At 63.1% G+C, this 17,605-nt stretch carries 18 protein-coding genes and 1 pseudogene; 9 read left to right on the forward strand and 10 right to left on the reverse strand.

Annotated elements, in window-relative coordinates:
• Nucleotides 1-25: 25 nt before the first annotated feature.
• From A7A08_RS17595 to cysQ, 8 genes and pseudogenes are all read right to left on the reverse strand, one after another.
• Nucleotides 26-873, reverse strand: a pseudogene (locus A7A08_RS17595) (DUF4396 domain-containing protein).
• A gap of 98 nt (nucleotides 874-971) precedes the next feature.
• Nucleotides 972-1,745 (reverse strand): exodeoxyribonuclease III, encoded by a 774-nt coding sequence (xth, locus tag A7A08_RS08255; RefSeq protein ID WP_069095020.1) that lies wholly within the window; start codon nucleotides 1,743-1,745, stop codon nucleotides 972-974.
• Entirely contained in the window at nucleotides 1,742-2,254 is a 513-nt protein-coding gene (locus A7A08_RS08260; RefSeq protein WP_069095021.1) for a CreA family protein, read from the reverse strand. The genes xth and A7A08_RS08260 overlap by 4 nt, the downstream gene beginning before the upstream one ends.
• 157 nt (nucleotides 2,255-2,411) lie before the next feature.
• Nucleotides 2,412-3,707, reverse strand: a complete 1,296-nt coding sequence (locus tag A7A08_RS08265; RefSeq protein ID WP_069095022.1) for an OmpA family protein — start codon at nucleotides 3,705-3,707, stop codon at nucleotides 2,412-2,414.
• Nucleotides 3,704-4,378, reverse strand: a complete 675-nt coding sequence (locus A7A08_RS17150; protein WP_069095023.1) for a hypothetical protein — start codon at nucleotides 4,376-4,378, stop codon at nucleotides 3,704-3,706. The genes A7A08_RS08265 and A7A08_RS17150 overlap by 4 nt, the downstream gene beginning before the upstream one ends.
• A 138-nt stretch (nucleotides 4,379-4,516) precedes the next feature.
• Entirely contained in the window at nucleotides 4,517-5,695 is a 1,179-nt protein-coding gene (locus A7A08_RS08275; RefSeq protein WP_069095024.1) for a hypothetical protein, read from the reverse strand.
• Between the two features lie 110 nt (nucleotides 5,696-5,805).
• Entirely contained in the window at nucleotides 5,806-6,756 is a 951-nt protein-coding gene (locus A7A08_RS17345) for a DUF1134 domain-containing protein (RefSeq protein ID WP_342586637.1), read from the reverse strand.
• A 145-nt stretch (nucleotides 6,757-6,901) separates the two neighbouring features.
• Nucleotides 6,902-7,708, reverse strand: coding sequence for a 3'(2'),5'-bisphosphate nucleotidase CysQ (cysQ, locus tag A7A08_RS08285; protein WP_069095025.1), 807 nt, complete (start codon nucleotides 7,706-7,708; stop codon nucleotides 6,902-6,904).
• A gap of 173 nt (nucleotides 7,709-7,881) precedes the next feature.
• Between cysQ and chpT the strand changes: the two genes are divergently transcribed.
• The 7 genes from chpT to A7A08_RS08315 all read left to right on the forward strand — a co-directional run bounded on the left by chpT (nucleotide 7,882) and on the right by A7A08_RS08315 (nucleotide 14,382).
• Nucleotides 7,882-8,508: a histidine phosphotransferase ChpT gene (chpT, locus tag A7A08_RS08290; protein ID WP_069095026.1), complete on the forward strand. Its 627-nt coding sequence runs from the start codon at nucleotides 7,882-7,884 to the stop codon at nucleotides 8,506-8,508.
• Between the two features lie 131 nt (nucleotides 8,509-8,639).
• Entirely contained in the window at nucleotides 8,640-10,337 is a 1,698-nt protein-coding gene (locus A7A08_RS17350) for a chemotaxis protein CheA (protein WP_342586638.1), read from the forward strand.
• Nucleotides 10,334-11,407 (forward strand): response regulator, encoded by a 1,074-nt coding sequence (locus A7A08_RS17355; RefSeq protein ID WP_342586639.1) that lies wholly within the window; start codon nucleotides 10,334-10,336, stop codon nucleotides 11,405-11,407. The genes A7A08_RS17350 and A7A08_RS17355 overlap by 4 nt, the downstream gene beginning before the upstream one ends.
• On the forward strand, nucleotides 11,404-11,880 hold the full coding sequence (locus A7A08_RS08300; RefSeq protein WP_069095027.1) for a chemotaxis protein CheW: 477 nt from the start codon (nucleotides 11,404-11,406) through the stop codon (nucleotides 11,878-11,880). The genes A7A08_RS17355 and A7A08_RS08300 overlap by 4 nt, the downstream gene beginning before the upstream one ends.
• 41 nt (nucleotides 11,881-11,921) lie before the next feature.
• Entirely contained in the window at nucleotides 11,922-12,287 is a 366-nt protein-coding gene (locus A7A08_RS08305) for a response regulator (RefSeq protein WP_069095028.1), read from the forward strand.
• Nucleotides 12,288-12,355: 68 nt separating this feature from the next.
• Entirely contained in the window at nucleotides 12,356-13,441 is a 1,086-nt protein-coding gene (gene cheB, locus A7A08_RS08310; RefSeq protein WP_280948729.1) for a chemotaxis-specific protein-glutamate methyltransferase CheB, read from the forward strand.
• Nucleotides 13,441-14,382 carry a CheR family methyltransferase gene (locus A7A08_RS08315; protein ID WP_069095030.1) on the forward strand — a complete coding sequence of 314 codons (942 nt, stop codon included), beginning with the start codon at nucleotides 13,441-13,443 and terminating at the stop codon, nucleotides 14,380-14,382. The genes cheB and A7A08_RS08315 overlap by 1 nt, the downstream gene beginning before the upstream one ends.
• A 101-nt stretch (nucleotides 14,383-14,483) precedes the next feature.
• Here the strand turns inward: A7A08_RS08315 and ctrA are convergent, their stop codons facing one another.
• The gene (ctrA, locus tag A7A08_RS08320; protein WP_069095031.1) at nucleotides 14,484-15,182 is read right to left on the reverse strand and encodes a response regulator transcription factor CtrA; all 699 of its coding nucleotides are present in this window, start codon (nucleotides 15,180-15,182) and stop codon (nucleotides 14,484-14,486) included.
• Nucleotides 15,183-15,662: 480 nt separating this feature from the next.
• On the opposite strand from ctrA, the gene A7A08_RS08325 reads away from it, so the two are divergent.
• Entirely contained in the window at nucleotides 15,663-16,061 is a 399-nt protein-coding gene (locus A7A08_RS08325) for a flagellar export protein FliJ (protein WP_069095032.1), read from the forward strand.
• Nucleotides 16,062-16,190: 129 nt separating this feature from the next.
• On the forward strand, nucleotides 16,191-16,676 hold the full coding sequence (locus A7A08_RS08330; protein WP_069095033.1) for a YajQ family cyclic di-GMP-binding protein: 486 nt from the start codon (nucleotides 16,191-16,193) through the stop codon (nucleotides 16,674-16,676).
• 201 nt (nucleotides 16,677-16,877) lie between these two features.
• On the opposite strand, the gene sciP is transcribed toward A7A08_RS08330, so the two are convergent.
• Nucleotides 16,878-17,153, reverse strand: a complete 276-nt coding sequence (sciP, locus tag A7A08_RS08335; RefSeq protein WP_069095034.1) for a CtrA inhibitor SciP — start codon at nucleotides 17,151-17,153, stop codon at nucleotides 16,878-16,880.
• Nucleotides 17,154-17,605: the final 452 nt, after the last annotated feature.

Genomic DNA, 17,605 nt, shown 5'->3' on the forward strand with positions numbered 1-17,605 from the left:
GTTCCCCCTCGAAACGGGGAGAAAGCTAGCCGTGGCCGCCCAAGATCAGCGCGATGGCCGCGCCGGCGAACAGCACGGCGAAGGAGATCAGGGTCATCACCCAGACGGGCGGGCTGGGCTCATACAAGGCTGAGCCGGTCTCAGCCGCCATCTTCATTTTCTGCTGCATCCGGGCGTCGTCAGCTATGGCGTCGTTCTCCGTGCCCTCCATCTTCATCGCGCCACCGCGGCGGACGGTCATCATGCCGTGCTTCAGATGGTGGGCGACCAGCCAGTAATTCATGGGGTAGGCGGCCAGGGCGCCGACCATGAGGGCGAGGGACATGCGGAACCAGAAGAGCGGTTCGGCCGGATTGCGGGCGGCCTCGTCGCCGGCGAAGGCAAGGGCGGAGACGGGGAACATGCCGCCCATCAGGCAATTCATGGAGAGCAGCTCCGAGGTGAAGGTGCCTTTCATGGCCTTCCAGTATGAGCCGAACATTCCTCCCATGAAGAGCGCCTGAAAGATGGTCCAGCCGAAGGCGAAGCCGAGACGTATTCGAGAACCATGTCGGCCGCCATGGGCAGCGCCACGAGGGCGCCGATCACCGCGCCGACCAGGATGCCGATACCGTCTCCGGCGGCGCAATGCATGGTGGAGCCCAGGGCCTGACGCCAGCGTGCGGCGACGTATTGTTCGTGGGTGCCGGGCAGGGGCTCGCGGCAGCCGAGCACGTAGAGGAATGCGCCGAACGGGCCGGAATAGGCGGTGAAAAGCACGAAAGCCCATTTCATCACCGGATTTTCCGGCGTGGTCCTGATGTCGATGGCGACGAAGATCACGCTGAGCGCCGTCAGGATGAACCAGAGCAGCATAACGCCGTCGATGAGCATGGGGCCGCCTTCCGCCGCGCCTTAAGGCCGAAGTCTAGAAGACTAGCGCAATTCTGTTGCCGCAACCTTGCCGGGTGTCGGAGAGGGCGAATCCACGCTCAATCCTTCAGCTCGATCCAGACGGGGGCGTGGTCCGAGGATTTGTCCCAGCCTCTTACGTCGCGATCGACGCCGCAGGCTTTGAGGCGCTTGGCGAGTTTTGGGCTCAGGAGGAAGTGGTCGATGCGCAGACCCGCATCGCGCTGGAACGCGTTCCGCCAGTACTTCCAGAAGGTGTAAATGCGCTCCTTGGGATGGAGCTTGCGGATGGCGTCGGTCCAGCCCTGGTCGCGCAAGGCCGCGAAGGCGCCGCGCACCTCGGGGCGGAAGAGCGCATCGTCTTCCCAGCGCTCCGGCGCGTAGACGTCCAGCTCGGTCGGCATGACGTTGTAGTCGCCGGCGAGGACCACGGGCGCGCCGCTCTCCAGCAGATCCTTCGCATGGGCCGTCAGGCGCTCGAACCATTTCAGCTTGTAGTCGAATTTCGGGCCCGGGGCCGGATTGCCGTTGGGCAGGTAGAGGCAGGCGACGAGGATGCCGTCGATGGCGGCCTCGATGTAGCGGCTTTGGTGGTCTCGTGGGTCGCCAGGGAGAGCGCGGGCGGTCTCGACCGGCTCGGCGTTGCGGCTGAGGATCGCCACGCCGTTCCAGCGGGGCTGGCCGTGCCAGATGACGTGATAACCCGCGTTCTCAATCGCCTCTTCCGGGAACTTGTCGTCTGGCGCCTTCAGCTCCTGGAGGCAGACGATGTCGGGCTTCGATTCCTTCAGCCAGCGCAGCAGGATGGGGAGGCGGCCGTTGATGCCGTTGACGTTAAACGTTGCGATCTTCATTCGGCTTTTGGCGATGGCTTGTCGTCTTTTTCGTCCTTCGCGGTATCGCCTTCAGGCCAGGGCAGGATGGGTACCACGCTGATGGCATTGGCGGGCGAGCCGTCGATGATCTTCGAGCTTACGGCGAGATAGACGATCGAGTTATGGGCGACGTCGGGGATGCGGTAGATGCGCGTCTTCTTGAAGAAGATGCTGGTCTTCGAGGTGAAGGCCTGCTCGCGCTCGGGCAACTTGGCGATGTCGGTGTCGATAGGACCGAGCTGGCGGCATGCGACGGAGAAGTTGGACGGGTCTTCGTTGAGGCCGAAAGGCTGGCCCCAACCGCCCTTCCGGGCCTGGGAAATAAAGCAGGCGACGCCCGGAACTTCCGGATCCTCGAAGATCGAGACGCAGACCTTATCGTCAGGCGAGAGGAACCGCCACGTCGTGTCGACGCATTCCAGGTCGTCGGCATGGGCGCCGGTGGCCGCCAGACAGGTGAAGATCAGGGCCGTCACGAAACGCTTCATCGGTGTTTCCTTGCTTGGGAGACGTCTTCAGGCGCTCCGGAGGTAAGCGCTGAAGCGAGGACCGGCAATAGAGCCGGATGACTGCAGATACGAAAAAGGCCGGCGGGTTCGTCAGAACCGCGCCGGCCTCGATCGGTCCGATTTTCGCCGCAGCGTTCTAGCGCGCTTCGGCGGAGCGGATCAGCGGGGTGATCCGGCGGACGGTGACCCGGCGGTTGCGCCGCTCGGGACCTTCAGTCGGAACCTCCAGATACTCCTCGCCATAGCCTTGCGTCACCAGGTTCTCCGGCGGGATGCCGTAGTAGTCGGAGAGCACGATGGCCACCGACTCGGCACGCCGATCGGAGAGGGCGAGGTTGTAGAGCTCAGGCCCCGTGGCGTCCGTGTGTCCTTCGATCATGAACACCTCTTCCGGGTTCTCCTCCAGGATGTCGTTGAGGATGTCGGCGAGATATTCAATCTCCGGCACTTGGCTCTCCTCAATGACGGACGAGTCCGTATCGAAGGTCACGGTGCTGATATCCACCCGCGGCATGCGCTCGCGGATGCGCGGATATTCCCGCACCTCCTCAAGCGTATAGGTGCGCGGGAGGCGCTCCACAGGCGGGGCCATGAGCGCGCCATAGATCTGGTCGCGCGACGCATCGCCGTAGTCGACCACGTACTGGTCGCGCGGGCCGGCATACTGCACAGGGCCAAGCACGACCGGCGGGGGAGGACCGCGACGGACATCGTCGATCAGGATGATCTCCCGGCCACCGGGATAGCGGCGAGTCCGGGTCAGGATATAGCCGTCGGGACCGCGCACGGTGATGATCTCCGTGCCGTCAGGGCGGCGATAGACCTCCCGCGTCCGGCCGCCGGACAGGCGCTCGCTATAGCCATCGCCATAGACATTGAAGCGTTCCTGGTCGTTGCCGTAGACGTAGACGCGGCCGTCATCTTCGACGAAGCGGCGCTGGCCGTTGTCGAACAGGACCGGTGCCGTGGCGCCGATCACCGCGCCGATCGCCAGACCGGTGAGCATGCTCTTGGTCGAGAGTTCCTCCCGATCCTGGCCGCGGCGGTAGCGGTCGTGACGCTGCCAGTCCTTCCGGTAATGGCTGTAGCGATCACGGTCACCATCCCGGTAGCGGCGGTCGGCATCGCGACGATCGCGATCTCTGTCCCGATCACGAGAGCCCTGACGGTTCCGGTCACCATCGCGATTGCGGTCGCGTGAGCCATCTCTGGATCCGTCTCTCGACCCCTGTCGTGTGCGGTCGCCGTCGCGGCTTCCGTCACGGCTGCGCTGCTGCTGGGTCGTAGACGGCTTCTTCTGAAGCTGCTGCTGCTTCTGCTGTGTCTTCTTCTGATCGTCGTTCTTCTTCTTGTTCTGACCGTCCTTCGAAGCGGGCTTCTGGCCGGACTTGTCCTGCTTCTTGTCTCCTTGCTTCTTATCCTCCGGCTTCACGGGCGCGGTTCCGGCTTGCTGCTGTCGGCCTCGGGGTCCACGGGCTTCGGTTCGGGCTTGGGCTCATCCTTCGCGGGCTCGGGGATCGGTTCCGGCTTGGGTTCCGGTGCCGTCTCCTCGGCGTCGGGCGCCAGAGAGGGCGCAACGTCCCGCACGGAGCGGTCGGGCTTCGAAGCGGGCTTGTCCGCTTTCGCTTTCGGCTTCTCGGGCTTCGGCGCAGGTTTCGGCTTGGCCTCGGCCTTCGGCTTAGGAGCGGGCTTTGGCTCGGGTTTGGCCTCCGCCTTCGGCTTAGGCGCCGGTTTCGGCTTGGCTTCGGCCTTGGGCTTCGGCGCCGGCTGGGGTTTCGGCTTCGGTTTCGCTTCCGCCTTCGGCTTCGGAGCTGGCTTCGGCTTGGCTTCCGCCTTGGGCTTGGGAGCCGGTTTTGGCTTTGCTTCAGCCTTCGGCTTGGGCGCAGGCTTGGGCTTATCGGCTTTCTTCTTGGGCTGGCCCTGTTGATTCAGCTTCTTCTTCGCATCGGCAGGATCGCCGTCGAGCTGGGCCAGGCGAACCAGACCGCCTTGGCCCGCCGCGATAGAGCTTTGGGCAAGCTGGGTAGAGCTTTGTGCAGCGTTCGCGGCAGGAACGAGCAAGAGGCTCGTGAAAGCCACGAGAGAGAATCTCATGAACGACATAGGGAGTTTCCTCACTCGGGGGCGGAACCTCGGCAATGCCCCCATTGCGACCCGACGGTCTTTGCCACCGGACTTTGACTAAAATTCGAGTAGGGCGGGGAAGGTTCCTGACTTTGCAGGAAGTTGCGAAAGCGGCCGCTAGCCTTGCTCGCTGCCGACCGCTTCAGGCGCTTCCTTCGAGCGGCGGCCGTCTTCCTGCCGCTTTTCGCCCGAGGTCGCCGCATCCACGGTCTTGCCGCGCCGGGCCGCCATGCGCTCGGAGAGGGAGCCCGGCTCGCTCTTGGAAGCGCTTTTGGAAGCGGTCTGGGTATCGCCGTTGGGCACGGCTTTCGGCTGGCTGGTGAGCTTTTCTTTCAGGCGGCTGCCAAATCCGGCTTTGGCCGGTTTGGGGGCGCGCTCCGGATCGGCCTTGAGCTCCGGCGCAGGACGATCCGGTTGCCGTGCTGGTTCGGATGGTTCGGCTTCGTGACTTGGGAGGGGCGAAGTCGTCACCTCCTCGAAGGACTGGGACGCGGCCACGTAGTCGTCGATGTTCTCCGGGGGCGCTTCGGGGATGAGCTCCGGAAGAGGAGCCTCCTCGCCTTGTGCCGCGCGCAGGATCTGCATGGACAGATTCCGCATCTCCTCGCGCAGGAGGTAGTTTTCCGCGTCGTAATGGCGGGCCATGGCCAGCTCTTCCTCGAGCACCGAGATGCGGGCGAGCATCTGACGGTTCTCCTTGGCGAGAGCGGTGTCGGATTTTCCGAAGATCTGGCGGGCGGTGCTGTCGCCGCCCTCCAGTGCCGCGCGGAGATTTTGAAGATCCTCGGCCTGGCGCTTCACGGTTTCCTGTGCGAAGCGCAGCGCTTCGCGGTCGCGACCGTAGCGGAAGCGAAGCTCGGCCTGGGTCTTCTCGATATCGGTCATGATCTCGCGGGCCGTATCGAGCTCCTCCTCCATCTGGGGGAGGCCTCGGCTCAACGTATTGACCAGGGCTTGCTTCGCGCTCTCCGTCTCGTCCAACTTCGCCTTCAACTCGGAAAGCTCGCCTTCAAGCTCGTCGATGCGCACGCGCCGCTTGCTGGTTTCGACAAGCTCGCGGACCGCCTTCGCCTTGGCCTTCTCCAGCTCGTTCTCAAGCTGGCGCAGCTCGGTTGCGAACTCTGCGCGTAGCCGGTCCTTGTCGGCTTGAATTTCGGCCGCCGTCAGAGGGAGGCTGTCTTCGAGCTGGCGGCGGGTGATGCGAGCGGCCCGATTCCAGAGCGCAGGCACAAAGAGCACCGCGATGAGGCCGGCGAGGAAGAACCCCAACGCCCCATATAGAATCGCTTGGATCATCGGGCCATGCACTCCCACATGGGGATTTTACCTCGGATGCTGCATCTCATTCGGCCGAGGCCGTTCCGCGCCGGCAGATCCCAGGGCGCGGCTGCTTCATTACCGCCAATCTAGAACGGATTCCAAGTGGGTTGGCGGGTATATTTCAGATAGCCGATATTCGCCCCCAGCCTGAGGCCGACGCCGGAGCGGATCGGCGCGAGGACGATGCTGTCCTTGGTCAGGAAGGTGATGCCCACGCCGCCGATGAGATAGGCGGAGCCGTCGACACCGGCGAATTTCTGATAGATCTGGTTGGGATCGCGGAGGTCGTAGACCAACACCATGGTCTTGGAGCCTTCGCCGCCGAAATCGTAGCCGACGGACGGCCCCTGCCAGAACACCTGATGGGTGCCCGCATCCTTGGTGTAGAGGGTGCCCTCGCCATAGCGCAGACCCGCCACGAAGGCGCCGCCCGCTTCCTCGCCGAGGATATAGCCGTTGGGACGGCCACGGCGCTGGAAGGCGTATTCGATCACCTTGGCGAGGTCGTGGGAGACGGTGCCGAAGAAGCGGTGGCCGGCCTCGGTGATCTCATCGACCGAAAATCCGTTGTTCTGCTGGGCTTCCGGCGGAACGTAATTCTCTTGCGGACCGGCGGGCGGGACCGGCTCGTAGGGCCGTCCGGGGCCGTCGTCATAGCTTCGGCCGTAGGTATCGCTGTTGTAGTTGCCTGCCGGGGGCGACTGATAGCTGTTACCGCCGCCCTGATAGGTATTCCCGGGCTGATAGGTGTTGCCCTGGTAGGAGTCGCCGCCGCCTTGGTAGGTGTTGCCGCCCTGGGAGCCACCGCCCTGATAGGTGCCGTAGTCGTTGTCGTATCCCTGTTCCTGCTCGGGCGAAGGCTCGCCATAGGCGCGGGGCGTCGCGCCCTGGCTCGGGTCGATATTGGTGGGGCCGCCTGCCTGGGCGAGCCGCAAAGGCGATTGGGGCGCTGGTGCCGTCTCTGCGCGCAACGGTGCCGCAAGCGGCAGAAGCATCAGGGCCGCGAGGGCAGGGATGGCAAGCCTTTTCAGCTGCATAGGTCTCATATCGTGAGCGCAGCCGACGCGTTCGGAAAACGCGACCCGGCTGCGCTGTGGCAATTCGCGCTATGATCGGTCCGAAGTAGTACCAAACTGTGGCTGTGGTTAATGCCCGGTTACCGGCATCGACGCTTGCGGTCTTTCAGACCGGTTTCCGTCCCCAGGCGATGAAGGCCGGGTTCTTCAGTCCGGTGTTCCACTTTCCGTAGCGCAGCGGATTGCCGTCGATGGTCACCACGCTGCCGCCGGCGGCGCGCAGGATGGCATCGGCGGCAGCCGTGTCCCACTCCATCGTCGGGCCAAAGCGCGGGTAGAGGTCCGCCTTGCCTTGCGCGAGCTGGATGAATTTCAGGGACGAGCCTGCGCTGTGTCGCTCGGCGATGGGAAGATCCTTCAGAAAATCCTCCGTCTCGTCGTCGAAATGGGAGGCGCTCACCATGGCGGTGATGCCCTCAGGGGGCACATCGCGCACCGTGATCGGCTGGGCGTTCAGGGTCTGCTCGGCGGCATCCCGATCGGGGTCGAGTCTCGCGGCGACGGCGCGATGTTCGGCGATGGTGAAGGCGACCTCCTTGCGGGCCGGCGCAAAGACCATACCGAAGACGGGCACGCCCTCCTCGATCAGAGCCACGTTGACGGTGAAGTCGGTGCGGCGCTTGATGAATTCCTTCGTGCCATCGAGAGGATCGACCAGAAAGAACTGGGATCCGCGTTCCCGATCGAGCTCGGAGGCGGATTCTTCGGAGACGACGGGAATTTCGGGGTCGATCTCACGGAGAACCGCGAGGAGGATGGCGTCTGCGTCACGGTCCGCCATGGTCACCGGCGTATTGTCGCCTTTCCGCTCGAATCCCGCATCGCTTCTGTAGTGCCGCATGATGGCCGCACCGGCCTGGCAGTTGGCCACGAGCAGCATTTCGCAGGCGCGCTCGAAGTCGAAGCTTTTCATGGGACCCCTATAGCGTGTTGTGGCTGGTGGCGCCGGGAAGGCAAGATAGGCTGGGCGAGGTGATTCGGCGTTTCCGCAGCGGCGCGGACGGCCCGGTTCCCTTTACCAGACTCTGCCCCGAGGGGCGACAAATCCGTGTCCTGCGACACCGAAGAGGAGGCCATTAGGACACCATGAGCGAACAGCCAATTGCCGATATCGATTTGACGGCGCTGATTTCCAGCCGGATCTGCCACGATGTCATCAGCCCCGTCGGCGCGATCGCCAACGGGCTCGAGGTGCTGAGCGACGAGACCGATCCGGAGATGCGCGAGCATGCCATGGAGCTCATCACCAAGAGCGCCGCGACGGCCTCCGCGAAGCTGCAATTCGCGCGGATCGCCTTCGGTGCCGCCGGGTCGGCGGGCGCGGAGATCGATCTGCGCGATGCCGAGAAGGTCTCCCGCGACTTCGTTCAGGGGAAGCACGAACTGACCTGGACAGGCCCCCTCGCCACTTTGGCGAAGAACAAGGTGAAGCTGCTTCTGAATCTCGTCTCGCTCGGCGTGGTCGCCCTGCCGCGAGGCGGCACTCTCGACGTCCATATAGACGATCAAGCGACGCGGTTCGAGATCCGCGGTCAGGGCAAGGCTGCCGGGCTGAAGGACGAGATGAAGGCACTGCTCGCACCCGATGGGCCGACCGAAGGATTGGATGCCCACTCCATCCTGCCCTATTTTGCACGGCGGCTGGCGGACTCCATCGGGATGACCATTTCGGTCGACAATCGCCCTGACGAGGTGCTGATCACGGCCTCCTAGCCGTCCGCAATGGCGGGAATCTGCGCTATTTCCGTTTCTTGCTCAACGAAACGTAAACCTCAGTAGGTCAGTATCGCCGCTTCGAGCCGGTACCCGGACAAGCGGTATGCCCGGCGTGCTGGGGTGGATGGATGGATGAGCTCTTAGGAGAATTCCTGGCGGAGACGGACGAGAATCTCGACCGGCTCGACACCGAGCTATTGCGCTTCGAGCGCGAGCCGAACAACCAGGACAGCCTCAACAAGATCTTCCGCCTGGTCCACACCATCAAAGGTACGTGCGGCTTTTTCGGACTCGAGCGACTTTCCAAGATTGCCCATGCGACGGAGAGCCGGCTGGCTCATTACCGGGACGGCGATCCGGTGACGGTCGAAGGCGTCACCGTTGTGCTCGCCTGTCTCGACCGCATAAAGGAGATCCTCAAGGGGCTGGAGGAAGGGCATGAGCCGCGGGGCGATGACAGCGAGCTGATCGACCGTCTCGAGGCCCTAGGAGATGATGCCGGGGAAGCGGCGGCTGAACCGGAGGCCACGCAGTCTCCCGCGTCTCCCGATTCCGTAATGGACGGCGACTGGCTGCCGCCGATACCGGTTGCGCCGGAAGGGCTGCATCAACGGCCCATACCTCGAGAGTTCTTCAACGCTGCGCCGGAATCCGATCTCCAAGCGCCCGAACCGGGAGAGCATCGCGTGTCCGACGGGTCCGCTTCTCCCGACGCCCTGGCCGCAGAGCTTGCGCCGGGCGAGGGACCGGAGTTCGAGGAGGGATCCGAGGCCTCGGAAACGGCGTCTCAAGCAGCTATTCCTGCGAAGGAGATGGCGCCGGGCGCGGTCACGGACCGGAACCTGACCCAGATGGTTCGGGTCAGGGTCGATACGCTGGAGCATCTGATGACGACGGTGAGCGAGCTCGTTCTCACCCGTAATCAGCTTATGGATGTCGCCCGCCGTGTCGAGGAGGACGGGTTCAAGGCCCCGCTCCATCGCCTATCCAATGTCACGAACGAGCTGCAGCGCGGCATCATGAAGGCCCGCATGCTGCCGATCTCGAAGAGCTGGCAGAAGCTGCCCCGTCTCGTCCGGGAGCTCTCGCTCGGTCTCGACAAGCCGATCAAGCTGGTGAGCGAGGGCGGCGATGTGGAGCTGGACCGGCAAGTCCTGGAGTTCGTCCGCGATCCGCTGACCCATCTCATCCGCAACGCGGCCGACCACGGGATCGAGACGCGCGCCGAAAGGCAGGCGGCCGGCAAGCCCGAGCAAGGCAACATCCGGCTCAGGGCGTTTGCCGAGGGCGGGCATATCGTGATCGAGATCTCCGATGACGGGCGCGGACTGAATGCCCAGGCAATCCGCGACAAATGTCTTGAAAAGGGACTGGCGACGGCGGCGGAGCTGGCCCAGCTCGACGACCGCGAGCTTCAGCAGTTCATCTTCCAGCCCGGTTTCTCCACCGCCCGCGAGATCACCGATGTCTCGGGGCGGGGCGTGGGGCTCGATGTGGTGCGGAGCGATGTGGAGGTGATCGGTGGAACGATCGAGCTGAAATCGAGTGGCCCCCAAGGCAGCCTCTTCGTGATGCGGATACCGCTGACCCTGGCCATCACCGCCGCGCTGATTGTGGAGGGCGGGGGAATCCGGTTCGCCCTGCCTCAGCATAACGTGGTGGAGGTCGTGCGCGCTCAGGCGAGCTCGGACTACCGGATCGAGATGGTCGACGACGCGCCGCAGCTTCGCCTTCGCGGCAAGCTGGTTCCCGTCTTCGATCTGGCCGAGCTGATGGGTGAACGGGGTGCCGAGGCGCGGGCGCGGAGCGGTTCCAGAACGAGATGACCACGGTTGCGGTGTTGGAGCTGGGAACGCGCCTGTTCGGATTGCTGGTGGACGATGTTCTGCGCACCGAAGAGATCGTGGTGAAGCCCAAGGCGAGCGTCCTGCGCCAGCTTTCCGTGTTCTCCGGAAACACGATCCTGGGAGACGGAAGCGTCATCATGATCATCGATCCCCCCGCCTTGGCCCATCTCGCCGGGGTGGATGACATCCGCCGCGACAGCGGGGCCGTGCTCGCCGAAACGCAGACGCGGCCGGAGGAAAAGGAGACGGTGCCGCTGCTACTCTTCAGGGCCGGTTCGCGGTCCCGCAAGGCGGTGCCTCTTGCGCTGGTCGCGCGGCTTGAGGAGATCCCGGCCTCGGAGTTCGAGGCTTGCGAGGAAGGCTATGTCCTGCGCTACCGCGACTCCCTGATGCCCGTCCTCTTCATGGACGGTGTCGAGAAGCGGCCCGGCGACGATCTGCAGCCGGTGCTCGTTTTCTCGGAAGACGGGCGGAGCGTCGGGCTCGCCATCGATGAGATCGTGGACGTGGTGGAGGAAAAGTTCTCCATGGAGATCCATTCCAGGACGCCGGGCGTTCTGGGGGCCTGTCTGGTCGGCGGCGAAGTCGTCGAGGTCGTCGATATCTCCCACTATGTCGGCGAAGGGCTCGGCCAGCGCATCCTGATGAAGGAGTCCGATGTGGCTCGCGCCCAGAAGGTGCTGCTGGTGGACGACAGCCAGTTCTTCCGCAATATGCTCGCGCCGCTGCTTTCGGCCAACGGCTACGACGTGACCTTGGCCGGGTCGGGCCACGAGGCGCTGGAGCTTAAGGAGGAAGGCTGGCGGTTCGACGTGATCGTCAGCGATCTTGAGATGCCGGAACTAGATGGCATCGGGTTTGCCGAGCGGATCAAGTCCGATCCCCATTGGGCGGAGATACCGTTGGTCGCCCTTTCGTCCCACACCTCGCCGCGCCTGATTGCTAGGACACGGGCGGCGGGCTTCACCCACTATGTCGGCAAGTTCGACCGCCAGAAGCTGATGGATGCGCTCGAAGCCTGCTGCTCGCGCTGGGAGGCCGCGGCATGAACCAGCAGGCGAGCGACGGAATCCGGAGACAGGCCGCCGAAGGCTACGTGACGGCGATGGTCGGCGACCAGCTTTTCGGTCTGGCGCTAACCCAGGTGCGGGACGTCTTCATTCCCAAAGGGATCTGCCGGGTACCCTTGGCGCCGCCGTCGGTGGCCGGTCTTCTCAGCCTGCGCGGCCGGGTCGTCACGGCGATCGATCTCCGGCGCCGGCTGGGGCTGCCTTTGCGCGGTGAGGGCGAGCCTTCCGTCGCCCTCGGTATCGAGCGCGGGGCGGAGATTTACGGTTTGATCGCAGACAGGATCGGCAACGTGCTGCGTCCGTCCGCGGAGAGCTTCGAGCCCACGCCGATCAATCTCACGTCGAGGTGGTCGGAGGTTTGCGCGGGACTGTACCGCCTCGATCAGGGGGTGATGGCGGTGCTGGACGTGGAGAGCCTGTTGGATGCGGAGAAATTGAGAGAGGCAGCTTGAGGCGCGCTCCCTGGGGGCCGCCGATATATTTAGAGGGGCTGATGAAACATTGCTTGGTTGTGGACGACAGTCCGGTCATCCGGAAGGTCGCCTGCAGGATCCTTGAAGATATGAAGTTCCAGGCTTCGGAGGCGGAGAACGGTCAGGAGGCGCTGGATCAGTGCCGGGTCTCCATGCCCGATGCCGTGCTCCTGGACTGGAACATGCCTGTGATGGACGGGATCGCCTTCCTCGTGGCGCTGCGCCGCGAGCCCGGAGGCGACCGGCCGAAGGTTATCTTCTGCACCACGGAGAACGATGTCGACCATATCACCCGGGCCATTTCGGCCGGGGCGAACGAGTACATCATGAAGCCGTTCGATCGAGACATCATCGAAGCCAAATTCCATGAGGTGGGTCTGATCTGATGGCGGAAGCATCGGCCACCAAACGTCCCCCGGCGACGGGGGAGGGGAGGGATCGCCCAATCAGGGTGATGGTGGTCGACGATTCCCAACTCATGCGATGGCTTCTGACCCGATGGATCGGCGAAGCCCCCGGGCTCGAGCTGGCCGGCATGGCATCCAGCGGGCAGGAAGCTCTGGCGACGATCGCACGGCGGCGGCCGGATATCGTGCTGCTCGATCTGGAAATGCCAGACATTGGGGGGCTCGAGGTGCTCCCGAAGCTTATCAAGGCCTGTCCGTCGGCCAAGGTGCTCGTGGTCTCGGCGCTCAGCAAGGCCGCCGCGGGAATCGCGCTGGACGCGCTGGCGATGGGGGCAAAGGATTATATTGGCAAGCCCGACGCGTCGGTTAAGAGCTGGGGCGGCCAAGACTTTCGTATCGCGCTCTTGAAGAGGATCGAGGCGCTCTGCCGGCCGGCGGAATTTCCCGCGCCGCGGAGCATGCCGGTGTCCCGTCCAGAGCGGATGGCGGTGATGCCCGGACTAGCCGCCAATCCGCCGACCAATGTGGTGCGGCATCCCTTTTCCATGGTCGTGCCGCGGGTGATCGGGGTCGGCAGCTCGACCGGTGGGCCCGAGGCTCTGCTCCGCTTCCTTCCCTCGCTCGTATCCGCTATCCGCCGGGCGCCGGTTCTGATCGCGCAGCATATGCCGGCGGAATTCACCCGGGCGCTGGCCATTCGGCTTTCGGCCGCCACGGGATTGCCCTCTAAGGAAGGGGAGGATGGCGAGGAAATCCGTGCAGGGCAGATCTATCTTGCGCCGGGCGACCGCCACATGACCCTGGTCTCATCGCCCAATCCCGTCATCGCGATCAGCGACGCGCCGCCGGTGCGCTATTACCGGCCATCGGTCGATCTGCTGTTCGAAAGCCTGGTGCAGGTCTATGGACCGGCCGTGCTGGGGGTGATCCTGACCGGGATGGGCGCCGACGGGGCCGAAGGCGCCGGTGCGATCGCAAGAACGGGCGGCAGCGTGATCGTGCAGGATCAAGCTTCCAGCGTGGTTTGGGGGATGCCCGGGGCTGCGGCCAATGCCGGCTATGCCGCCGCGATCGGCAATCCGGAACATTTGGCAGAGATCGCCGCCGGACTTTTCGAGATGGAGCGGCCGTGATGCTGACACCCATGACTCCGCAAGAGTTCAAGTTTCTCGCCCACGCGGTGAAGAGCTGCACCGGCATGACCCTGAAGGAGGATCAGGAAGAGCTTCTGCATTCGCGGCTCAAGCGGGTGTTGAAGGAATATCAGCTGGATTCGGTTTCCGCGCTGTGCGGCGCGATCGCCCGTAGCGACGGTGAGAGCCTCAAATGGCGGCTCGCCGAGTGCGTCGCCGTTCAGGAGACGTATTTTTTCCGGGACAAATCGGTGTTCGAGTGCTTCGAGGAGCGGGTGCTGCCGTCGCTGCTCGAGGCACGGCAGACCAGCCGGCGACTCCGGATCTGGTGTGCGGGCTGCTCGACCGGACAGGAGCCTTATGCCATCGCCATGGCTTTGGCCGAGAAAGGCGACCTGCTGCAGGGATGGGAGATCGAGATCCTAGCGACCGATTTCTCGGAAGAAGCGCTGCTCTTCGCTCAGAAGGGGGTCTACAGCCAGTTCCAGGTTCAGCGCGGGCTGCCAGTCACTTTGCTGTTGAAGTATTTCAAGCGGGTCGCGGATGGCTGGGAGATTGTGCCGGAGATCCGCGAACGGGTGCGGTTCCGGCATCAGAACCTGATGCATAACAGCATGCGGCACGGCGTGTTTGACGTCATATTCTGCCGCAACGTGCTGATATATTTCGACGAACCCACAAAGCGCCAGGTTCTTTCGAGGCTGTCGCAGCAGATCCAGCCAGACGGCTATCTGCTGTTGGGAGCGACCGAGTCGGTGCTCGGATTGAGCGATCGGTTCGCTCCTCTCGCCGCCCCTTGTCCGGGTGTTTTTCAGCCGATTTCTGCGGAAAATCGCGACCGGACCATGCTCCCGGCAACAGGGGCTGGAACGGGCTCCCAAGGCTCGTCCTCCCATGGCGACGGTCGCGACAGTCCCGCAATGGCGGCAGCAGGGCGCTGAGCCGGTAGGTCTAAGGCATTGGAATCAGAATCGAAAACGCCCCCGGATTTTCGGTCCGGAGGCGCTTTCGGTGCTGAGTAAGTCTGTGAGACGTCGTTACGTCAGGCGGCGACTTCGGATTCCTCTTCGGCATTCCGAAGCACGTAGCCGCGGCCCCACACCGTTTCGATGTAGTGCTTGCCGCCGGTCGCGGCCGCCAGCTTCTTGCGCAGCTTGCAGATGAAGACGTCGATGATCTTGAGCTCGGGCTCGTCCATGCCGCCATAGAGATGATTGAGGAACATCTCCTTGGTGAGGGTAGTGCCCTTACGGAGCGAGAGAAGCTCCAGCATCTGATATTCCTTGCCGGTCAGATGCACCCGCTGGCCATTCACATCGACGGTCTTGGTGTCGAGATTGACCCGCAAGCCGCCAGTCTGGATGACCGATTGGGCGTGGCCCTTGGAGCGGCGCACCACGGCATGGATGCGGGCGACCAGCTCGTCTTTGTGGAAGGGCTTTGTCATATAGTCGTCGGCGCCGAAGCCGAGACCGCGAACCTTATCCTCGATGCCGGCAAGTCCCGACAAGATGAGGATCGGCGTCTGGACTTTGGCGACCCGAAGGGTCTTGAGAACTTCGTACCCGCTCATGTCGGGCAGGTTCAGATCCAGAAGTATAATGTCGTAGTCGTAAAGTTTTCCGAGATCGACACCTTCCTCGCCGTAATCAGTCGTATAGACGTTGAAGCCATCCGACTGCAGCATGAGCTCGATGCTCTGGGCAGTGGCGCTGTCGTCCTCGATTAGAAGCACCCGCATATTGATCCCCCGGTCGCCGAAATTTCAGGTTTGCTTCTCCGGGTCGCAAACCCCTGTGAAACGCGATTGGTTAACTCGAATCAAGAAATTAGCCCCCAATAGTTAACAAAAACTAACCCGTTAGGGGGAGTTAATTCCCCGAGGGCGGGGCTGCCTTAAGTGTTAGGCCGGAACTTTAAATGCCGAGGGTATGGTTTACCGGTGTTTAAGTGCTCTCATGCATACTGGTCGATATCGGGGGACGTCCTGGGTGAGGCATGCGGTAACTATCGGGCTTCATTCGGTTTTTTCGATGCTGCGAGGGAATTGATGCTCGGGGCAGGAAAGCGGGGGACCTTTTGAAACGAAAGCGTTTTTCGTCGGCGCCAGCGGCGCCTGCCGACCCATGAGGATGTTCGCTTCTTTAGAGTGTTTCAAAATGGTGGCACGGGATTTGAAACGTGTCCGCGAGAGCGTTCAGAGTTGTTGAGGTACTGAGTCATGAAGTCACGGGACGCACTGATCCGCCTGAAGCGTTTCGAAGTCGACGAGAAGCGCCAGACGGTAGAGGACATCGAGGCCATGATCGGCGATTTTCGGCAGATGGCCGCCGATCTCGACCGGCAGATTGCGATCGAGCAAGAGCGTGCCGGTGTAACGGATGTCAATCATTACGCCTATCCCACCTTCGCCAAGGCGGCCGTGGAACGGCGCGATAATTTGATCAATTCGGCACGGGATCTGGAAGAGAAGCTGAAGCAGGCCCAGGAGCGGTATGCAGAGGCGGAAGAAGAGCTGAAGCGGGTCGCAATGCTCGAAGAGCGCGACCGGGGCCGCAGCGATTCCGAGAGCGATCGTTCCAGTCTGGAACATCCCGGACAGCATCGGGTCGCAAGCTAGCGGGCTTTCGCGCATTGAAGACGGCGATGAGCCGTGAAATCATAGGCCGCCTGTCGCACTGACGGGCGGCCTTCGCGCGTCAGGCGCCCGAGCAGCCGCAGTGTTTCAACAACCGACATAGAGGGCGGCATGCCGTCGTTCGACATCGTTTCCAAGACCGATCTCGCCGAGGTCGACAATGCCCTCGCCAATATGAGCCGCGAGATGGAGCAGCGCTACGATTTCAAAGGCGCTTCGGCCACCATCGAGCGTAAGGGCGACGAGATCGTTATTCACGCCGACGACGATCTCAAGCTGAAGCAGATGCATGAGCTGCTGCAGGGGCATCTTGCCCGCCGGCAGATCGATGCGGGCTGCATCGACTATAAGACTGCTGAAAAGGCCGCCGGCCAGTCGGTCCGCCAGACGGCGGTCATCCGCCAGGGGATCGACAAGGAGCTCGCCAAGAAACTGGTCAAGGAGATCAAGGGGCAGAAGCTCAAGGTCCAGGCCTCGATCCAGGGCGACGAGCTGCGTGTTACCGGCAAGAAGCGCGACGACCTTCAAGAGGTGATCGCGTTCCTCAAGGAGCTGCCGATCGATCAGCCCCTGCAATACGAGAATTTCCGCGACTAGCCAGGCGCAAGCGCGGCGCAGACGGCCGACGAATGTCGCCGCATAAAGCGCCGGCTTCGGAGCGCCGGGGGCGCCACCGACCCTAACGCGCCGGCGCGCATGTCGGCCCAAGCCGACGCACCGCAGAACACGTAAATTCTAGAGAGAGCGCAACTCTTGGCGAGAGCCTGAGGCGAGGGCCGCCCCGCAACGGGAGGGTTGCTAGCCGCGATACTCTTGAACGCGGGTGGCGCGCAGGCCGGGAAGGCCATGCTTGTCAATGGAACGCTGCCAGCTCAGGAATTCGTCGACCGTGAGCGTATAGCGCTCGCAGGCCTCTTCCAGGCTGAGAAGGCCGCCGCGGACGGCAGCGACCACTTCGGCCTTCCGGCGGATTACCCAGCGTTTCGTATCTTTTGGCGGAAGGTCGGCCACGGTCAGCGGGCTTCCATCCGGTCCGATCACGTAACGGACACGCGGCCTGTAATGCTCAGTCATCGTACTCACTACACCAATCGATGAGCTTTATATTGTCGTGGAGACTAGCAACCGGCTTTTAAAAATTACCTAAGCGACCCGGTAAAGGAAGAGCCAAGCGGAACCGCAAAAATTGCTGGTTTTACGAGAAAAATTTCTTCTCTCCGACCGGCTGTGCCAGGCTGGCACGAAAGTCTACCGCGACAGGGGGGAAGTGTTCCATTGCGAGACCTTCGAAGATCTGGCGGGCCGGAAGATGCGCTGATCTGTGTCTTGCTTGCGCTTGCGTGACATTCCGCCACCGCCTATCTTCCGCCGCACGTGACAATTATGACGTCCCGGTCCGCGAGGTTCGGGAGCCGAGGCGGGGAGGCCGCCGGCGCAATTCACAGTCGCTGCGAGAACGGCCAAGGCTGGCGCGGGATGCGTGTTGAAGTCTCCGATCCCCGGTCGAATTGAAGTTTACGAGACGG

The organism is Methyloligella halotolerans (genome assembly GCF_001708935.1).
Lineage (GTDB): Bacteria > Pseudomonadota > Alphaproteobacteria > Rhizobiales > Methyloligellaceae > Methyloligella > Methyloligella halotolerans.

What these genes read in the sequence shown, in the direction of transcription:
- A7A08_RS08305 (WP_069095028.1), top strand. Translation starts at nt 11,922, where the DNA reads ATGAAACATTGCTTGGTTGTGGACGACAGTCCGGTCATCCGGAAGGTC.
- cysQ (WP_069095025.1), bottom strand. Translation starts at nt 7,708, where the DNA reads ATGAAAAGCTTCGACTTCGAGCGCGCCTGCGAAATGCTGCTCGTGGCC.
- A7A08_RS08275 (WP_069095024.1), bottom strand. Translation starts at nt 5,695, where the DNA reads ATGATCCAAGCGATTCTATATGGGGCGTTGGGGTTCTTCCTCGCCGGC.
- A7A08_RS17355 (WP_342586639.1), top strand. Translation starts at nt 10,334, where the DNA reads ATGACCACGGTTGCGGTGTTGGAGCTGGGAACGCGCCTGTTCGGATTG.
- sciP (WP_069095034.1), bottom strand. Translation starts at nt 17,153, where the DNA reads ATGACTGAGCATTACAGGCCGCGTGTCCGTTACGTGATCGGACCGGAT.
- cheB (WP_280948729.1), top strand. Translation starts at nt 12,356, where the DNA reads ATGGTGGTCGACGATTCCCAACTCATGCGATGGCTTCTGACCCGATGG.
- chpT (WP_069095026.1), top strand. Translation starts at nt 7,882, where the DNA reads ATGAGCGAACAGCCAATTGCCGATATCGATTTGACGGCGCTGATTTCC.
- A7A08_RS08260 (WP_069095021.1), bottom strand. Translation starts at nt 2,254, where the DNA reads ATGAAGCGTTTCGTGACGGCCCTGATCTTCACCTGTCTGGCGGCCACC.
- xth (WP_069095020.1), bottom strand. Translation starts at nt 1,745, where the DNA reads ATGAAGATCGCAACGTTTAACGTCAACGGCATCAACGGCCGCCTCCCC.
- A7A08_RS17345 (WP_342586637.1), bottom strand. Translation starts at nt 6,756, where the DNA reads ATGCAGCTGAAAAGGCTTGCCATCCCTGCCCTCGCGGCCCTGATGCTT.
- A7A08_RS08325 (WP_069095032.1), top strand. Translation starts at nt 15,663, where the DNA reads ATGAAGTCACGGGACGCACTGATCCGCCTGAAGCGTTTCGAAGTCGAC.
- ctrA (WP_069095031.1), bottom strand. Translation starts at nt 15,182, where the DNA reads ATGCGGGTGCTTCTAATCGAGGACGACAGCGCCACTGCCCAGAGCATC.
- A7A08_RS17350 (WP_342586638.1), top strand. Translation starts at nt 8,640, where the DNA reads ATGGATGAGCTCTTAGGAGAATTCCTGGCGGAGACGGACGAGAATCTC.
- A7A08_RS08330 (WP_069095033.1), top strand. Translation starts at nt 16,191, where the DNA reads ATGCCGTCGTTCGACATCGTTTCCAAGACCGATCTCGCCGAGGTCGAC.
- A7A08_RS08315 (WP_069095030.1), top strand. Translation starts at nt 13,441, where the DNA reads ATGCTGACACCCATGACTCCGCAAGAGTTCAAGTTTCTCGCCCACGCG.
- A7A08_RS08300 (WP_069095027.1), top strand. Translation starts at nt 11,404, where the DNA reads ATGAACCAGCAGGCGAGCGACGGAATCCGGAGACAGGCCGCCGAAGGC.
- A7A08_RS17150 (WP_069095023.1), bottom strand. Translation starts at nt 4,378, where the DNA reads ATGTCGTTCATGAGATTCTCTCTCGTGGCTTTCACGAGCCTCTTGCTC.